The sequence below is a fragment of the Aliiroseovarius pelagivivens genome (genome assembly GCF_900302485.1).
GTDB lineage: Bacteria > Pseudomonadota > Alphaproteobacteria > Rhodobacterales > Rhodobacteraceae > Aliiroseovarius > Aliiroseovarius pelagivivens.
Map to the genome: position 1 here is coordinate 98,093 of NZ_OMOI01000002.1, position 16,761 is coordinate 114,853.

The window sequence follows — 16,761 nt, forward strand, 5'->3', positions numbered from 1 at the left end:
CCAAGGATCGAACATGACTTATCGCGCCACAACTGATGACTTTCAATTCCTGTTCGATCATATCATCGGCTATAGCGACATCGCCGAAACCGAGCTTTTCGCCGAAGCCGCCGGCGACATGGCGACCGCTGTTCTGACCGAAGCCGGCAAGATGTGCGAAGACAAGCTGGCGCCATCGCATCGTGACGGCGACTTGACCCCGGCGGTTCTAGAAAACGGTGTTGTGCGCACCTCGCCCGGTTTTGCTGACAGTTATGCCGCGATTGCCGAAGGTGGCTGGATCGGTATGGCCGCAGATCCCGAATATGGCGGCATGGGCCTGCCCCTGACGCTGCAAACGGCTGTGAATGACATGATGTCGGCCGCGAACCTGTCTTTGCAGCTTTGCCCGCTGATGACCCAAGGCCAGATCGAAGCGCTGGAACATCATGCCACGGACGAGTTGAAGGCGCTTTATCTGCCCAAGCTGATTTCGGGCGAATGGGCGGGCACCATGAACCTGACCGAGGCCCAGGCCGGGTCGGACGTGGGCGCGCTGAGCTCGAAAGCAAGTGACAATGGCGACGGCACCTATGCGGTCTCGGGCCAGAAGATCTTCATCAGCTGGGGTGACAACGACATCACCGAAAACGTCTGCCACCTTGTTCTGGCACGCCTGCCCGATGGTGCAGCTGGCACCAAAGGCATCTCGCTGTTCCTTGTGCCGAAATTCATTCCCGATGCTGATGGCAACCCGGGCGAAAAGAACGACCTACGTGTGGTTAGCCTTGAGCACAAAATGGGTCTGCACGGCAGCCCGACGGCTGTGATGTCCTTCGAGGGCGCAAAAGGCTGGATGATCGGCGAGCCGCACAAAGGCATGGCCGCCATGTTCACCATGATGAACAACGCCCGTCTGGGTGTGGGCGTGCAGGGTCTGGGTGCCGGTGAAGGCGCGTATCAGAAAGCGCTGGAATACGCATTGGAGCGCAAGCAGGGCCGCACCCCGCTGGGTGAAGATGGCACCGGCATGATCGTTGATTTTGCCGATGTGCGCCGGATGCTGACCCAAATGCGCTGCGAGCTGTTCGCGGCACGTGCCATGGCGCTGTCGCTGTCCAAGGCCATCGACATGGCCACCGCAACGGGTGACGAAAGCTGGAAAGCCCGTGCGGCGCTACTGACCCCGATCGTGAAAGCATATGGCACCGAGACCGGCATTCTGGTCAGCCATCTGGGCGTGCAGGTCCATGGCGGCATGGGCTTCATCGAAGAAACAGGCGCCGCGCAGTATTGCCGCGATGTGCGCGTGACCGCGATCTACGAAGGCACCAACGGCATTCAGGCCATGGACCTTGTTGGCCGCAAGATGATGGATGGTGGCGACGCTGCCTTCCGCCTGCTGGAAGAGATCGAAGCACAGGCCGAAAGTGCCCGCGCCATGTTCCCCAACATGTCCGAAGCCGTCTGGTCGGCTGCCGAAGACCTGCGCGAAACTGTCGAATGGATGGTTGAACAGGGCGACATGCAGGACCGTTTCGCCGGTGCCGTGCCGTTCCTGATGGGCTTTGCCCGCGTGCTGGGCGCGCATATGCATCTGAAAGCGGCGATTGCGGAAGGCGGCAAAGGCCCGCGCACCGAACTGGCCCGCTTCCACATCAACCGCCTGCTGCCCGAACATACTGCACAGTTTGCCCAGGCCCGTGCCGGGGCTGCTGGCCTCTATGCACTCAGCCCCGAAGATCTGGCATCGTGAGCGACGTATCGACCGGAAAGCTGGACTTTCCCTTTCCTGACGCTCCGGCTGAAGGCGAGGCCATCGAGGTTGCAAAAGGTGTGCTTTGGGCGCGACTTCCGCTGCCAATGGCGCTGGATCATGTGAACGTCTTCGCGTTTGAAGATCCCGAGGGCTGGACCATCGTCGACACTGGTTTTGACACCGGGAAGACGCGCCGCATTTGGGAAAAGCTTCTGGCCGGACCTATGGGCGGCAAACCCGTGGTGCGCGTGATCGTTACGCATCATCACCCCGACCACGTCGGGCTGGCGGGCTGGTTCCAGCGCGATCATGGCGCAGAGCTTGTGACGACCCGCACAGCTTGGCTGTTCGCCCGGATGTTGCTGCTGGACGAGCAAATAGAACCCGTGGACGAGACGCTCGCCTATTGGCGCGCGGCGGGGATGGATCGCGAGGTTTACGAGAAACGCCTGACCGAACGCCCCTTCAACTATGCCGACATCGTCGCCGACATGCCCCTTGGCTTCAAACGCATCAAGGAAGGCAGCCGCATTCGCTTTGGCGGCCGCGATTGGGACGTACGGATTGGCAATGGTCACGCGCCAGAACACGCGACGCTCTGGTCGACGGATGGAGAACTGGTGATCGGCGGCGATCAGCTTTTGGCGACAATCAGCCCGAACCTTGGCGTCTATGCCACCGAGCCCGATGCCGACCCTGTGGGCGACTGGCTGGAAGCGAACGAGCGGCTGAGGCAATACGCGACCCCCAACCAACTGGTCCTGCCCGGCCATAAGCTGCCCTTCACAGGCCTGCCCACGCGGATGCGCCAGTTGATTGACAACCACCACAGCGCTTTGCGTCGACTGGAAGAGTTCCTGTCAGAGCCTCACACCGCTGGCGAATGTTTCCCGCCACTGTTTAAACGCGAAATCAAGGGCGGTGAATACGGGCTGGCGCTGGTCGAGGCCGTCGGCCATCTGAACCACCTTCTGCACGAAGGCCGCGCCACCCGCACAATGCGCGAGGATGGCGCGTGGGTGTGGCGCGCAATCTAACCGCGCGCTGGCACCACCTCGTATCCCGGCTCTTCGGGTTCATCATCCGTCATCTCGGCTGGGAAGCCGGGCGCGGTGATGTCCAACCCGGTGGCTTCCTCGAGCCGACGAATGATGTCGTCTGACTGCGCCCGCTCGCCAAAGCGCGCAATCCCGTCCTTGAAAATCTCGATCATCAAGGGCGAGATTTCCAGCGGGACATTGGCCCGATCCGCGATGTCCTGAAACAGTCCAATGTCCTTTTTCACAAGGTCCATAGTGAAGGAAATGTCACGCGATCCGTTCAGGATAACCTGGCTTTCAGTCTCGTGCACAAAGGATGTGCCGGACGAAATCTTGATGGCCTCATAAGTTGTGGCCAGATCCAAGCCCGCAGCTTTCATCGTCACCAAGGCTTCGCAGCAGGTCAGCAGGTTGGCGGTCGCCAGATAGTTGGTCATCACCTTCAAGACCGAGGCCGATCCCAGTTCGCCCGTATGCAACACGCGCCGCCCCAGCACGGTCAGAATGGGCAGAACGCGTTCAAACGTCGCCCGATCACAGCCCGCAAAGATCGAGATATTGCCCGTATCCGCCCGATGGCACCCGCCCGAAACCGGGCAATCCACCGCCGCACCGCCACGCGCAATGACCTCAGAGCCCAACCGCTTTACCTCGGCCTCGTCGGTGGTGGACATCTCAAGCCAGATCTTGCCCTCGCAGACCTCGTCCAGCATCTCGCTGACAACGGCGTTGCACGCGGCGGGCGAGGGAAGGCAGGTGATCACCACGTCACAGTCCCGCATCAGGGCTGCTGGGCTGTCTGCGGCTTCAGCTCCACGCGATACAAAATCTTCGACAAGTTCCGGATTCAGATCCAAGACCGTCAAATCCTTACCATTGCGCAACAGACTGCCCGCCAGTTTTCCACCGACATTGCCAAGCCCCACAAATCCGATTTTCATACACATTCTCCCTGACTTTCGGTCAGGCTTTCAGCGGAAGTCGCGCCTTTCTGTCCTGAAACCGACATTCCCCAAGATTTGGCTGGATCATTATATCGTGACGTGACGCCGGGGCTTGGCTGTGCCAATCTTGCCGAAGTGTAATTCGAGAAAACGGTGCCTTATGTCCGACGACACCCCCAAACCTAAAGCCCGCCAACCCCGTTCGCATACTGTTGATTGCAGCGAATCCGGGCCTGTGGTGGTTGAAGACCAACCACTGCCCGCAAAGGTCGCCAAGACACCGGTCGAGGAAAAAAGCCCCGCGGAATGGGCCTATGAGCGCCTGATTCTCTATATCAAAAACTTCGAAGAGCAGTTGGACAACGAACACGAGGTCGCCATGGGCTTTGCCGGAGGCGATGCGGGTGTGTTGCGGATCGAGGGGATCGGCTTTTTCGACCCAGACATCATCACCTATTACGGATCAGATGGTGAAGGCACAAAAACCCAATTGGTACAGCATGTCAGCCAATTGTCGGTGATGCTGCGCGCCCTGCCTAAACAGGTCGAAAGCGCCGAACCGAACCGCATCGGCTTTCGTTTGGCCGCCCAGCTGGAAGAAGATTAAATGCAAACTGCATTATGAATGGAATCCGGGCCGTGACAGAGGCCCGGAAATCCGTTATTCGGTGCAAAACGCAAACTTAGAACAGGAATTGAACTATGGCTGATCACGTACATGGCACCATGGATACCGGCGCGCAGGAAAAGACCTATGCGGGCTTTGTCGCTGCAACCAAATGGTCGGTTATCGCTATTCTGGCCATTTTGGTCTTCTTGGCCATCGTCGGCGCGTAACTCCGGCACCCCCGTCACAGTTCAGGTTCGAGGATCCTATGGTACGATTGCTTGCAGTGCTGTCGTTGATCGTCTCGCTTGCCGGATGCGGTGGCGCAGACAACATCTGGGCCAGCGATCAGACCGTGGCGGATGCCGTTTATCGACATGACGCCCCTCCGACCATCACCTTGTTTACTGTGGTGTCCACGGGCTCTGGTGCCGGGGCGCATTCGGCGCTTTTGATCAACGGATCACAGCGCCTGATCTTTGATCCGGCCGGCACTTTCAACCATCCCAAGCTGCCCGAACGCCATGACGTGATTTACGGCATGACCGATCGGGCGGTTGACTTCTATATCGATTACCACGCCCGCATCACCTATGACGTGGTGCGCCAGGACATTACCGTGTCGCCGCAGGTGGCTGAGATGGCCAAGCGCGCGGTCGAGCAATATGGCGCGGTGCCCAAGGCACATTGCGGCCAGTCAGTCAGCGCCATCCTGCGCAGCCTTCCGGGCTTCGAGTCTATTCCGCAAAGCTACTATCCGAAAAAGATCATGGACGGATTCGGAGAGCTTCCCGGAGTCCGCACGCAAAGCTTCAGCGACACCGATCCGCATAAGGGTGGTGAGATCAGAACGCAGGGCATCTGACCCGCGCGTCATCCAAGCAGATACAGCAACCCGTAAAGCGTGGCGGCTCCTGACAGGATCGCGGCCAGAACGTTTTTGCTGAAATACCCCACAGCCAAGGTCACAAGAGCAGCCCCCAATCGCGCCGGGTCGGGGTTTCCCCCTGTCGCGTCGGGCCAAAAGACCAGCGGGGCCACAAGCCCGGGCAGCACTGCGACGGGTGTATAGCGCAGATGGCGCAGCACCCATTCGGGCATCGGGCGATCCCCGATCAGACCCAAAAAGCTGAAGCGGATCAAAAAGCTGCCAATCGCCATCACGAAGATAACAAACCAGACGGTGGTATGGTTCAGGTCTTCAATCACGCTGCTCTCCGCTCCATGTAAAGCTCGATCTGAGCGCCAACGATCATTGCGCCGATCGCAGCCACCAACAGTCCCGAGCCATATGGCATCCACGCCATGAGCAGCGCCAACGCCACAGACGTACCGGCAGATGCGATATGCGCAATGCTGCGCAACGCCGGAGCGATCATCGCCAGAAAGGTAATCGGAAGCGCAAAGTCCAACGCGAATTCAGGGGGGATCTGCGCACCTGCGACGGCACCTAGATAAGATGCCCCGTACCAAAACGGCACCAGCGGAACGACCGTGCCCATGTAATAGGCAAAGCGTTCGGATACCGTCAGATCTCGTTCCATCTCGAACTTGATCTGAGACAGAGCATAGGCCTGATCCACCATCATATAGGCCACCAATGCGCGCTGCCATATGGGTGCACTTCCCAGATACGGCGTCAAAGACGCGCTATACATTGCCATACGCAAGTTCACCGCCAACGCGGTCAGGATCACGATCAACGTGGGTGCGTTTTCCGTCATCAGTTGCACCGCTGTGAACTGAGCAGCCCCAGCGATCACCATGACGGAAAAGCCCATCGTCTCGGCCAGATTCAGGCCCGCTTCGGTGGCGACGACTCCGAAAAGCGCCGCAAAAGGGACGACAACCAGAAGAAACGGTAGCGCATCGCGCGTTCCGCGCAGGAATTGTCGTTTCGGGTTGGACGTCGTCATTGGGAATTCCTAGATTACCCCTAACGCTTACGGCGTCCGCGCAGGAGTTGCAATTGTCCACCGAATTACATCTATCCGATTATCTGATCGCCCCCGATCCCGGCGCGGCGCGTTTGACGCGCGCTGTCGCAGGTCATGACGAAACCGGCGCACCGGTGACCATCAACGTGGTGGAAGAACGTCCTTTGACCATTTTCCTGAACCGGCGCGAGATCGTGACCGCCATGACCATCGGCGACTATCCCGAATATCTGGCGCTGGGATTTCTGCGCAATCAGGGGATGCTGTCCGAGGACGACCAGATCATCGGCGTCGACTATGATGACGACATCGAAACGGTCGTCGTGCGCACGGCGACTGAAACGGATTATGAAGACAAACTCTCCCGCAAGACCCGCACCTCGGGTTGTGCCGTGGGCACAGTGTTTGGCGACATGATGGAGGGTCTTGAAGGGCTGACCTTGCCCTCAACCCCCGTGAAAACCTCGTGGCTTTACGCGCTGTCGCAGAAGATCAACCGCACGCCCTCGCTATACCTTGAAGCTGGTGCAATCCATGGAACCGTGCTGTGCGAAGGTGACCGCCCGCTGGTCTATATGGAGGACGTCGGCCGCCACAATGCCGTCGACAAAGTGGCGGGCTGGATGCTGGATCAGGGTGTCTCGGGCGCAGACAAGATCCTCTACACCACCGGGCGACTGACGTCTGAGATGGTGATCAAAACCGCGCAGATGGGCATCCCAGCACTGGTCTCGCGCTCGGGCTTTACCGCGTGGGGCGTCGAGATCGCGAACGAGATCGGCTTGACCCTGATCGGTCGGATGCGCGGTCAACGATTCACCTGTCTGGCCGGGGAAGAGCGTCTGATCCGCGATGTGGACCCAGCCCATGTAACCCGAGAAGACAGCAAACACCGCCGCAAAGGGGCCGACACATGACCCGTCCCCTTGGCATCATTCTGGCCGGTGGTCTTGCCACCCGTATGGGCGGTGGAGACAAAGGGCGCCTTCCCTTGGGCGACAGCACACTTTTGTCCCACGTGATCGACCGACTGGCCCCTCAGGTCGACGGCATGGCCTTGAACGCGAACGGAGACCCCGTGCGTTTTGCCGACACCGGCCTGCCCGTTCTGCCCGACAGCATCGACGGCTATGCGGGTCCCTTGGCAGGCGTCTTGGCCGGGCTGGATTGGGCTTCTGAACAGGGCGCGACCCATGTCGTATCCGCCGCTGCCGACACGCCGTTTTTCCCGCGCGACCTTGTGGATCGGCTTCTGATTGCTGCGCAGCGCGACGGCACTGACATTGCTTTGGCCGCCACGCTGGATCCGCAACGCGGGGCCATGCGCCAACCCACCTTTGGCCTTTGGCCGGTCGCGCTGCGTGATGACCTACGTGCAGCCCTAGAAGACGGCCTGCGAAAAGTCGTCCTCTGGACCGACAAGCACGGTGCTGCCGTCGCCAGCTTCGCGCCCACTCCTTTCGATCCGTTTTTCAACGTGAACACCCCAGAAGACCTTGCCCAGGCCGAACAGTTTTTGGAGACCGCCCCATGAAAATCTTCGGTGTCACCGGCTGGAAGAACTCGGGCAAAACCGGGTTGATGGAGCGGCTGATCGCACATTTCACCGCACAGGGGTTGCGCGTTTCGACCCTGAAACACACCCATCACGGCGTGGATCTGGAAAAGCCCGGCACCGACACCCACCGCCACCGCGTCGCGGGTGCGCAAGAGGTCGTGCTGGCGTCCTCCGCCCGCATCACCACCCTGCACGAGCTTCGCGACGACCCCGCACCGCGTCTGGCCGAGCTGATCGCGGGCCTGACCCCGTGTGACCTTGTGCTGGTAGAAGGTTTCAAGGGAGCATCGCATCCCAAGATCGAAGCGCACCGTGTAGAAACGGGCGAAGACCTGTTGGCCCCAAGCAATGACACGATCCGCGCCGTGGCCAGCAATGAAGCCCTGCCCGATCTGGACCTGCCCGTCTTCGATCTGGACGACACCGCCGCCATTGCCGCGTTCATCGCGGATGTTACGGGCCTTGCGCCGCGCAAGCCGAAGGGATTGAAAAACGACTGCTTCGCCCTGCCGCCCGGCGTCCACTGGACCCCCGTGGACGAGGCACTGGACACGCTCCGCGACCGCCTGTCCCCCGTGGTTGGGACCGAAACCGTACCGACCGCGAACTCCCGTGGCCGCATCCTGGCCGCCGACCATATGGCAGCCCGCTCCAACCCGCCCGGCGCGAACTCTGCCGTCGATGGATACGCCTTCGCTTATGCCGGATTGCCCGCTGGTGATGTGACTGAGATGCCACTGATGGCTGAACGCGCCGCTGCCGGGGGCCCCTTCACTGGCACCGTCCCGATGGGTCACGCCATCCGCATCCTGACCGGCGCACTTCTGCCCGACGGCGTGGACACGGTGGTGTTGCAAGAGGACGTCCAAGTCGACGGGCAAACCCTGCGCTTCCCCGCGGGCGTCAAACCGGGCGCCAATGCCCGCGCCGCCGGAGAAGACGTCGAGGCCGGCAAGCTGGCCTTGCCTGCGGGCCACAAGATGCGCGCACCCGATGTCGCGCTCTTGTCCGCACTGGGCCTGCCTGATGTCCAAGCCTTCAAGCCGCTGCGTGTCGGCGTCCTGTCCACCGGCGATGAACTGGCCGAGCCCGGAACTACCACCGACACCGCCCGCACCTATGATGCCAACCGCCCGATGCTTCTGTCGCTGGCCGAGGGCTGGGGATACACGCCCATCGATCTGGGCCATGTGGCCGACGACCGCGACGCCCTGCGCGCTGCCTTTGACACAGCCGCAACACAGGCAGACGTTATCCTGACCTCAGGTGGTGCGTCTGCGGGGGATGAAGATCACGTTTCGGCTCTGCTGAAGGAAACCGGATCGTTGCACCACTGGCGCATCGCGATCAAACCGGGGCGACCTCTGGCGTTGGCGCAGTGGAACGGCACGCCCGTCTTTGGCTTGCCCGGCAACCCTGTCGCGGCCCTTGTCACCACGTTGATCTTCGCGCGCCCGGCCTTTTCAGTGCTCGCGGGCGGTCCGTGGCTGGCATCAGCCGGTACAATGCTTCCAGCCGCCTTCACGAAATCCAAGAAAGCAGGCCGCCGCGAATACCTGCGCGCGCGGCTGAACGAAGACGGTCGGGTGGAGGCTTTCAAGTCCGAAGGCTCGGGCCGCATCTCGGGCCTGTCATGGGCGACAGGGTTGGTCGAACTGCCGGACGGGGCGATGGACATCGCTCCCGGCACACCGGTTCGTTTCCTGTCCTACGATAGCCTTGGAATTACCTAAGCTTAGTCGCCATGACGCAGCAAACGCTGCTTCTGGCGGCCCCAATCCCGCTTGGCTTCGGTCGCGCGCTTGTCATGGGCCTTCTTACCCTTGGCAATGCCCACCTTCACCTTCACCAGACCTTTGTGGTTGAAATAGATGACCAGCGGCACAAGGGTCATGCCCTTACGGCTGGTCGCATTCCACATCTTCGAGATCTCGCGCTTGGACGCCAGCAGCTTACGCTTGCGGCGCTCCAGATGACCCCAAGTGATGGCCTGCTTATAAGGCGCGATATAGCTGTTAGTTAGGTAAAGCTCACCATCTTCAACGGCCACATAGCTTTCGGCAATGTTCGACCCGCCCTGACGCAGCGATTTCACCTCGGAGCCCATCAACACGATGCCGCATTCGATGTCTTCCTCGATCGCATAGTCATAGCGTGCGCGCCGATTGTCGGCGATCACTTTGTAATTGGTGTCTTCTTTTGTCTTCGCTTTAGCCATGTGCCGGATGTAGGGCTTGCACCGCCAACTGTCCAGACTGCTCAGGCAACCGGCGCATCAATCGTGGCGATCCATGGCTTCAAATCCACCACTGGGGTTCCATCGAAACAGTCCAACGCATCAATGCCGATGACGCCGGCCTCGACATCCAGGGACACGATTTCAACCGTGCTCATCGCAATCGGATTGGGACGGTTGGGCGAGCGGAGCGAGAACACCCCGCGCGGCGCATCCGCATGACGTGGCGTCTGTACGATCAGATCACGACGCGCTTGATCCATCCAGTAGAGCACGATGATATGCTGCCCGACCGTGAGATCCTTGATGCCGGGCTGATAGCCTTCGGCCAACTCAATGCGAAACGCGCCACCTTCTTTAGCCACACGTTTACGCGCACCAGCCACATTGCCCGGTGCATCACCCGGTTTCCACGGCGTATGGATACGTCCGATGAAAGCCACACGCGGTCCATCGTTGTCAGCAGGATCGAAGGCGAGTCGTTCCTCGCCTTCGCGCGCTTCTTTCATCAGTTGATCAGCCCAGCGTGACGCATGGCGGCATCGATGGCGGCTTTGGTCTCGTCCGTGATTTCAGTCAGCGGGCTGCGCACTTCGGTGCCACAACGGCCGAGCTTGGAAAGACCATATTTAGCCCCGCAAAGACCCGGCTCCATGAAGATCGCCTGATGCAGCGGCATCAGCTTATCTGCAATCTCAAGCGCTTTACCGAAATCACCAGCCAGCGTTGCGGCCTGCATATCTGCACACAGGCGCGGGGCCACGTTCGCCGTGACCGAAATACATCCCACACCACCTTGGGCGTTGAACCCGTGCGCCGTGGCGTCTTCGCCCGACAGCTGAACAAAGTCCGCACCACAGGTCATGCGCTGAAAGCTGACACGCGCCAGATCACCGGTCGCGTCTTTCACGCCCACGATGTTCTTGTGCTTGGCCAGAACGCCCATGGTCTCGGGTGTCATGTCCACGACCGAACGACCGGGAATGTTGTAGATCACGATGGGCAGGTCGACGGCATTCGCAATCGTTTCGAAATGCGCAACCAGTCCGCGCTGGGTCGGCTTGTTATAGTACGGCGTCACGACCAGACCAGCGGCCGCACCGACGCGTTTGGCGAATTCCATGAAGCGCAGAGCTTCGGCGGTGTTGTTCGATCCGGCGCCTGCGATGACCGGCACGCGGCCTGCAGCGGCTTCAACCACGGCTTCGATGACCGCTTCGTGTTCATCGTGGGTCAGGGTCGGGCTTTCGCCAGTCGTGCCCACCGGCACCAAACCAGTCGAGCCTTCTTCGATCTGCCATTCGACCAAGCGTTTGAGCGCGTCGAAATCCACTGCACCGTCCTTGAACGGCGTAACCAGGGCAGGAAGAGATCCTTTAAACATGACACGCTCCATTTTTGTCTGTGTTTCCAATCACGTCTGCGGGCAGTTGCTGAATCGCCCCGCAAACGCGGCGGAAACTAGCCGGGTTCGACAGAAATGCCAAGTTTGTGTGTTGCGTGTTAGCGCCACAAAGCTAGGTTTTCCCCATGAACAGGATAGAATCTCGCCTTATCCCGGCCCTTGCACTGGCCGCTTGCTTGGGTTTTGCACCCAACAACGCCGCTTACGCGCAGGATGCTGGGGCCGTGTCGGCCTTCAAAACCGCCATTGAAACCGCTCGCGCCAAGGATTGGGACACTGCCCGTCGTCAGGCCTCGGACGGAGGGGCGCTGTCTGCCGACATCGTCGAGTGGCACCTGTTGCGGCAAGGTGAAGGCAGCTTTGCGGATACCCGCGCCTTTCTGGCCCGCCGTCCCGACTGGCCCGGCCTGAAGCTTCTGCGCAAACGTTCCGAGAAATCCATCCCGCATAACCACACCCCATCCGAAGTGCTGGCGTTTTTCGAAACACAGCCGCCTCAGACCGGGCGCGGTGCATTGCGTTTGGCCGAGGCGCTGAAGGCGACCGGCAACAGGGACGAGGCGAACGCGCAGATTATCCTCGCGTGGATCTCGCTGTCCTTGGACGAAGATGAACACAACGCATTCGTGTCGCGTTATGGGGATACGCTGAAGCCTCACCACCGGGACCGCGCGGATATGCTGTTGTGGCGCGGGTCCACGACCGAAGCCGGCCGTATGTTGCCGCTGCTGTCTTCGGGGCAGCAGGCATTGGCCAAGGCCCGCATAGCTCTGCGTGGCAAGAAAAACGGCGTGGATGCGTTGATCAAAGCCATCCCTGCCAGCCTATCGGATGATCCGGGGCTGGCGTATGAACGCTTCCTGTGGCGGGCCTCGAAAGGGCGCAATCAGGATGCTGTGGACCTTCTGCTCGAGCGCTCGACCTCGGCCCAATCACTTGGGGCGCCCGAGCGCTGGGGAAGCTGGCGCCGCGTACTGGCCCGTTGGTCCATGCGCGATGGCAAGCCCAAGCAAGCCTATCGCCTTGCCGCCTCACATCACATTCCCGGCGGATCTGATCGCAACGATCTGGAATGGTTGGCGGGCTATGTAGCGCTGCGCAAACTGAACGACCCGGCCACCGCCATCGAACATTTTCAAGCTTTTCAGCTGGGGGTCGAAACCCCGATCAGTCTGGGGCGCGCCGGATACTGGCAAGGACGTGCCTATGAAGCAGCAGGTGACAAGATCACCGCGCAGGCGTCCTATGAGTTCGGGGCCGAGTTTCAGACAAGTTTCTACGGCCTTCTAGCCGCCGAGAAGGCAGGCGTTCCGATGGACCCCCGCCTGACCGGATCAGAACCCTTCCCCGATCATCGACAAGCCAGCTTTTGGGGTGGTTCCGTCATGGAAGCCGCCCGCTTGTTACAAGCCGCAGGAGAGCTTTACTGGGCCGAGCGATTCTCGGTCCATCTTGCCGAAAGCCTGACCCGCGAAGAGCTGGGCCAGCTGGGCGCATGGGCGGAAAGCGTGAATGAGCCGCACCTGCAGGTTATGATCGCCAAACAGGCCGCACGTCAGGGTCATACGATCGCCCGTCCCTATTTCCCGACGCCCGACATCGGGCGCGGCAACCGCTCGGTGCCCCGCGCATTGGAACTTGCCATCGCCCGGCGTGAAAGCGAATTTGATCCGTCGGTTATCTCGGGTGTTGGCGCGCGTGGGTTGATGCAGCTGATGCCCGGCACGGCATCCGACATGGCGAAGCGTCTGGACATGCCCTATTCCAAGGCCCGTCTGACCGAGGACCCGGCCTATAACACGCGGCTGGGATCGGAATACCTGGCGAAGCTGATCGAAGATTTCGATGGCAACCCCGTTCTGATTTCGGTGGGCTATAACGCCGGTCCCCGACGGTCGCAGAACTGGAGCGAACGGTTTGGCAATGTGCGGTCCTCGTCGGTGGATATCATCGACTGGATCGAGCACATCCCATTCCGCGAGACCCGCAACTATGTGATGCGCGTAACTGAAAGCCTGCCGATCTATCGTGCGCGGCTGACCGGGAAAACCGAACCCCTGCGCCTGTCGAAAGAGCTTAAGAAGTAGAGCGGCGGCTGCGGATTAGGGTGAAGATGCCTGCCGACACGACGATCACCGCGCCGATCACAACATTGGTGTGCAAGGTCTCGTTGAAGACCAAGACGCCGATGAAGCTGACGAAGACCAGTTGCAGATAGGCAAAGGGTTGGACGGTGCTGGCCTCGGCGAATTCATAGCATTTGATCAGCAGCCAGTGGCCCAGAACGCCCGTGCAGCACAGCAGCGCCATCCACGCCCAATCGCCCTGCGACATGGGCTGCCAGAACCAGACGCCAATCGCAGTCATGACCACGGCGCCAATGATTCCCGTCCAGAAAAAACTGGTCTGCGTGCTGTCGGTCTTCGCTGCAAGTCGTGTCATCAACCCATAGACCGCGAACATTCCCGCCCCCAGCAGCGGAATGATGGCATAGGGTGAAAACACGCCTGTCCCCGGCTGCAGAATGATCAAGATCCCGATGAAACCGATGCCAATGGCCGCCCAACGACGCCAGCCCACATGCTCGCCCAGAACCCGGCCGGATAGGGCTGCCACCATCAGCGGATACACGGCGAAAATCGCATGGCTTTCCACAAGGCCCAGCAGTGTGAAAGACAGAACGGTCACGCAGATCTCTAGCGCCAAAAGCGCCCCACGAGAGATTTGCAGCCAAAGGCGGGCGGGGCGCAGGGCTTGTGCCAGCCCTCCGTTCCGGCGGGTCAGCCACAGAACGAAGACCGCGAAGAACCAATAGCGGATCATCACCACCATCCAGACGTTGTATTCCCCGCCCAAATGGCGCGAGATCCCGTCCTGCATCGCAAAAACGAAAGTCGTGGCGACCATCAGCCAAATGCCGATTTGATTGTTGCGATCCATTGCGTCCTTCTAGGGCCGCAATGTTCCACGGCTCATATGCCGTTTGCGCCCGTATCCGGATACACGTTCCACATCGAAACCCGCCGCGTCTAGGGCACGACGGACAAAACCTGCGGCAGTGTATGTCGCAAACGTGCCATTTGGCGCGGTGTGGATGCCAACCTGCGCCATAAGATCCTCGCCCCACAGCTCGGGGTTCTTGGCGGGCGAGAAGCCGTCAAGGAACCACGCGTCCGCTTTGCCGTCCCAACTTGCCAGCGTGTCTCGGGCGTCGCCCTCGATCACTTCGACGGTGAACCCGTCCAGATCGAAGCGTCGCGCGCCCTCAGCCCACGCCGTCAGGAAAGGCCCGGCCACCGCATGCGCCTCGGGGAAAGTTTGCAGGGCGCGGTCGATGTCGGCAGCCTTCATCGGGAAAGCCTCGAACGAAGTGAGCCCAGCCCCCTCGGGCGATCCCGAAGCGCGCCACGCGATGAACGCGGCCAGCATGTTCAGACCGGTGCCAAAGCCCAGCTCGGCAATCTGGAAGCCGGGGCTTAGACGCGCGGCCAGATCATTGCCGTCGATGAAGACATGCCGCGTCTCGGCCAGCCCGTCTTCGAGTGAGAAATAGGGATCGTCGAACCGATCCGCCACCGGCACGCCGCTGTCTTTCCACGTGATCGTCGCCGTGGTGGTCGTTGTCTGGCGCTTTGTCATGATCTGCCCTAGAACGCTTTTGAAACCTGCGCGAACATGAAGAAGGATAGCTCTGATGGCAACGGCTGATGTGACGGTCTATGGCGCAGGGATCTTTGGCCTATCGGTCGCGTGGAGCTGCGCCAGGCGCGGCGCAAAGGTGCGGGTGATCGACCCGTACGGACCGGGCGCGGGATCGTCCGGAGGTCTGGTCGGCGCGCTGGCCCCGCATGTGCCCGAACGCTGGAACGCCAAGAAAGCCTTTCAATTCGACAGCCTGATCATGGCGGAAACCTATTGGGCCGAGGTCGAAGCGGTGTCAGGAAAATCCCCCGGCTACGCGCGCTCGGGTCGGTTGCAACCCATCGCGGACGACCGCCTGCTGGATCTTGCCAAGTCCCGCGCGGCCGAGGCCGAAACCCTGTGGCAAGGCAAGGCTGTTTGGCAGGTGCGCCCCACTTCGGACTTCCCCGATTGGGCACCGAACAGCCCGACGGGTTTCCTGATCTACGACACACTGACCGCCCGAATGAGCCCCCGCCGGGCAGGTGCCGCACTGGTTGTAGCAATCCAAGCCAAGGGCGGCAAAATCGTGACCGAGGGGCCCTCGGAAGGGACCGAGGTCTGGGCGACCGGTTGGCAAGGCATGGTGAAACTGTCCGAGGAACTGGACAAATCCGTCGGCAACGGTGTCAAAGGCCAAAGCGCGCTTCTGGATTATGACGCGCGGGACATGCCGCAGCTGTTTGCCGACGCCGTACACATCATCCCGCACGCAGACGGTACTGTGGCCATCGGGTCCACCAGCGAACGGGACTTTGACGATCCATCCAGCTGTGACGAGGCGCTGGACGAGGTTATCGCCCGGGCCCGCACCGCCTGCCCTGCACTTGCAGATGCGCCCGTGATCGAACGCTGGGCCGGGGTACGCCCCCGCGCCAAATCCCGCGCGCCGATGCTGGGGGAATACCCCGGCCGCCCCGGGGCCTACATCGCCAATGGCGGCTTCAAGATCGGCTTCGGCATGGGCCCGCGCGTGGGCGAGCTGATGGCCGACCTTGTGTTGGATGGCCGCGACGAGATCCCCGAAGATTTCCGGGTTGAAGCAAGTCTTTAAACGACAGCCGCGCGCAGCTTAGCCATCAGCTTGGTCAGATTGGCCTCGTAGCGTTCATTCGTCAGCACGCCATCCGCGTCGAATTCTTTCGAACTGCCCGCCACGGCGATCTCTGGTCCAATCACAAGGCGGGGCTGAAAAGGGGTCATCGCGGCGACCAAAGACGCCTGCGCTCGCTCTCCACCCGCACGCCCGCCAGCCGCGGACATGACCGCAACGGGTTTGCCCTCCCACGGCTGGGGCTTCACCCGACTGACCCAATCCAACGCGTTTTTCAGAACACCCGTCAGCATCTTGTTGTACTCTGGCGTCGAGATAATCACCGCATCCGCCTCCGCAATCTGAGTTGCCAGCTGGGCGACGCTGTCGGGGATCCCGTCCGCGACCTCGAGGTCGCCGTCATAGAGCGGCAGGTTCAGATCTGCCTCGGTATAGACTGCATCGCCGTAAAGCCTCGCTGCATTTCGCAGCAAGAACCGGTTGGTTGCGTCTTTACGCAGGGAACCGGACATGCCAAGCAATTGGTGTTTGGACACAAGAACCTCCTTCGTCGGGTCACAA

Annotated in this window: 19 protein-coding genes; 10 read left to right on the plus strand and 9 right to left on the minus strand. The window is 60.8% G+C overall.

The features are described 5' to 3' along the window. Positions 1 to 13: 13 nt before the first annotated feature. Complete coding sequence (locus tag ALP8811_RS12690; protein WP_108857636.1) at positions 14 to 1,735, plus strand: acyl-CoA dehydrogenase family protein; 1,722 nt, start codon at positions 14 to 16, stop codon at positions 1,733 to 1,735. Further along, a complete protein-coding gene (locus ALP8811_RS12695; RefSeq protein ID WP_245924659.1) occupies positions 1,732 to 2,775 on the plus strand; it encodes an MBL fold metallo-hydrolase in 1,044 nt (347 codons plus the stop codon). Before ALP8811_RS12690 ends, ALP8811_RS12695 begins: the two co-directional genes overlap by 4 nt. Here the strand turns inward: ALP8811_RS12695 and ALP8811_RS12700 are convergent. Next, complete coding sequence (locus ALP8811_RS12700) at positions 2,772 to 3,719, minus strand: NAD(P)-dependent oxidoreductase (RefSeq protein ID WP_108857637.1); 948 nt, start codon at positions 3,717 to 3,719, stop codon at positions 2,772 to 2,774. The genes ALP8811_RS12695 and ALP8811_RS12700 overlap by 4 nt on opposite strands. A 163-nt stretch (positions 3,720 to 3,882) precedes the next feature. On the opposite strand from ALP8811_RS12700, the gene ALP8811_RS12705 reads away from it, so the two are divergent. From ALP8811_RS12705 to ALP8811_RS12715, 3 genes are all read left to right on the plus strand, one after another. Continuing rightward, positions 3,883 to 4,329, plus strand: coding sequence for a DUF6173 family protein (locus ALP8811_RS12705; RefSeq protein WP_219928732.1), 447 nt, complete (start codon positions 3,883 to 3,885; stop codon positions 4,327 to 4,329). A 95-nt stretch (positions 4,330 to 4,424) separates the two neighbouring features. Then, positions 4,425 to 4,559, plus strand: a complete 135-nt coding sequence (locus ALP8811_RS12710) for an aa3-type cytochrome c oxidase subunit IV (RefSeq protein WP_108857638.1) — start codon at positions 4,425 to 4,427, stop codon at positions 4,557 to 4,559. Positions 4,560 to 4,597: 38 nt separating this feature from the next. Beyond that, positions 4,598 to 5,194, plus strand: coding sequence for a hypothetical protein (locus tag ALP8811_RS12715; RefSeq protein ID WP_181363768.1), 597 nt, complete (start codon positions 4,598 to 4,600; stop codon positions 5,192 to 5,194). An 8-nt stretch (positions 5,195 to 5,202) separates the two neighbouring features. Here ALP8811_RS12715 and ALP8811_RS12720 read toward each other — a convergent pair whose 3' ends face one another. Beyond that, positions 5,203 to 5,535: an AzlD domain-containing protein gene (locus ALP8811_RS12720; RefSeq protein ID WP_108858286.1), complete on the minus strand. Its 333-nt coding sequence runs from the start codon at positions 5,533 to 5,535 to the stop codon at positions 5,203 to 5,205. Next, positions 5,535 to 6,245, minus strand: coding sequence for an AzlC family ABC transporter permease (locus ALP8811_RS12725; protein ID WP_108857639.1), 711 nt, complete (start codon positions 6,243 to 6,245; stop codon positions 5,535 to 5,537). The genes ALP8811_RS12720 and ALP8811_RS12725 overlap by 1 nt, the downstream gene beginning before the upstream one ends. A gap of 47 nt (positions 6,246 to 6,292) precedes the next feature. Between ALP8811_RS12725 and ALP8811_RS12730 the strand changes: the two genes are divergently transcribed. From ALP8811_RS12730 to ALP8811_RS12740, 3 genes are read left to right on the plus strand one after another with little or no spacing between them, the layout of a single operon-like run. Beyond that, entirely contained in the window at positions 6,293 to 7,183 is an 891-nt protein-coding gene (locus tag ALP8811_RS12730; RefSeq protein WP_108857640.1) for a formate dehydrogenase accessory sulfurtransferase FdhD, read from the plus strand. Beyond that, positions 7,180 to 7,800 carry a molybdenum cofactor guanylyltransferase MobA gene (gene mobA, locus ALP8811_RS12735; RefSeq protein WP_108857641.1) on the plus strand — a complete coding sequence of 207 codons (621 nt, stop codon included), beginning with the start codon at positions 7,180 to 7,182 and terminating at the stop codon, positions 7,798 to 7,800. The genes ALP8811_RS12730 and mobA overlap by 4 nt, the downstream gene beginning before the upstream one ends. Then, positions 7,797 to 9,557 carry a bifunctional molybdopterin-guanine dinucleotide biosynthesis adaptor protein MobB/molybdopterin molybdotransferase MoeA gene (locus ALP8811_RS12740; RefSeq protein ID WP_108857642.1) on the plus strand — a complete coding sequence of 587 codons (1,761 nt, stop codon included), beginning with the start codon at positions 7,797 to 7,799 and terminating at the stop codon, positions 9,555 to 9,557. The genes mobA and ALP8811_RS12740 overlap by 4 nt, the downstream gene beginning before the upstream one ends. Positions 9,558 to 9,559: 2 nt before the next feature. On the opposite strand, the gene smpB is transcribed toward ALP8811_RS12740, so the two are convergent. The 3 genes from smpB to dapA are packed head-to-tail and all read right to left on the minus strand — an operon-like array spanning position 9,560 to position 11,444. Beyond that, the gene (smpB, locus tag ALP8811_RS12745; protein ID WP_108857643.1) at positions 9,560 to 10,042 is read right to left on the minus strand and encodes an SsrA-binding protein SmpB; all 483 of its coding nucleotides are present in this window, start codon (positions 10,040 to 10,042) and stop codon (positions 9,560 to 9,562) included. 41 nt (positions 10,043 to 10,083) lie between these two features. Next, the gene (gene tsaA / locus ALP8811_RS12750; RefSeq protein WP_108857644.1) at positions 10,084 to 10,569 is read right to left on the minus strand and encodes a tRNA (N6-threonylcarbamoyladenosine(37)-N6)-methyltransferase TrmO; all 486 of its coding nucleotides are present in this window, start codon (positions 10,567 to 10,569) and stop codon (positions 10,084 to 10,086) included. Continuing rightward, entirely contained in the window at positions 10,569 to 11,444 is an 876-nt protein-coding gene (gene dapA / locus ALP8811_RS12755) for a 4-hydroxy-tetrahydrodipicolinate synthase (RefSeq protein ID WP_108857645.1), read from the minus strand. The genes tsaA and dapA overlap by 1 nt, the downstream gene beginning before the upstream one ends. A gap of 146 nt (positions 11,445 to 11,590) precedes the next feature. Between dapA and ALP8811_RS12760 the strand changes: the two genes are divergently transcribed. Next, a complete protein-coding gene (locus tag ALP8811_RS12760; protein WP_108857646.1) occupies positions 11,591 to 13,552 on the plus strand; it encodes a lytic transglycosylase domain-containing protein in 1,962 nt (653 codons plus the stop codon). Here ALP8811_RS12760 and ALP8811_RS12765 read toward each other — a convergent pair. After that, entirely contained in the window at positions 13,542 to 14,405 is an 864-nt protein-coding gene (locus ALP8811_RS12765; protein WP_108857647.1) for a DMT family transporter, read from the minus strand. The two genes, ALP8811_RS12760 and ALP8811_RS12765, sit on opposite strands and share 11 nt — an antisense overlap. Positions 14,406 to 14,414: 9 nt before the next feature. Continuing rightward, positions 14,415 to 15,104, minus strand: a complete 690-nt coding sequence (gene mnmC2 / locus ALP8811_RS12770) for a tRNA (5-methylaminomethyl-2-thiouridine)(34)-methyltransferase MnmC2 (protein ID WP_108857648.1) — start codon at positions 15,102 to 15,104, stop codon at positions 14,415 to 14,417. 55 nt (positions 15,105 to 15,159) lie between these two features. Here mnmC2 and ALP8811_RS12775 point away from each other — a divergent pair, with 55 nt between their 5' ends. Then, positions 15,160 to 16,200 (plus strand): NAD(P)/FAD-dependent oxidoreductase, encoded by a 1,041-nt coding sequence (locus tag ALP8811_RS12775; protein WP_108857649.1) that lies wholly within the window; start codon positions 15,160 to 15,162, stop codon positions 16,198 to 16,200. Here ALP8811_RS12775 and ALP8811_RS12780 read toward each other — a convergent pair. Continuing rightward, on the minus strand, positions 16,197 to 16,736 hold the full coding sequence (locus tag ALP8811_RS12780; protein WP_108857650.1) for an NADPH-dependent FMN reductase: 540 nt from the start codon (positions 16,734 to 16,736) through the stop codon (positions 16,197 to 16,199). The two genes, ALP8811_RS12775 and ALP8811_RS12780, sit on opposite strands and share 4 nt — an antisense overlap. Positions 16,737 to 16,761: the final 25 nt, after the last annotated feature.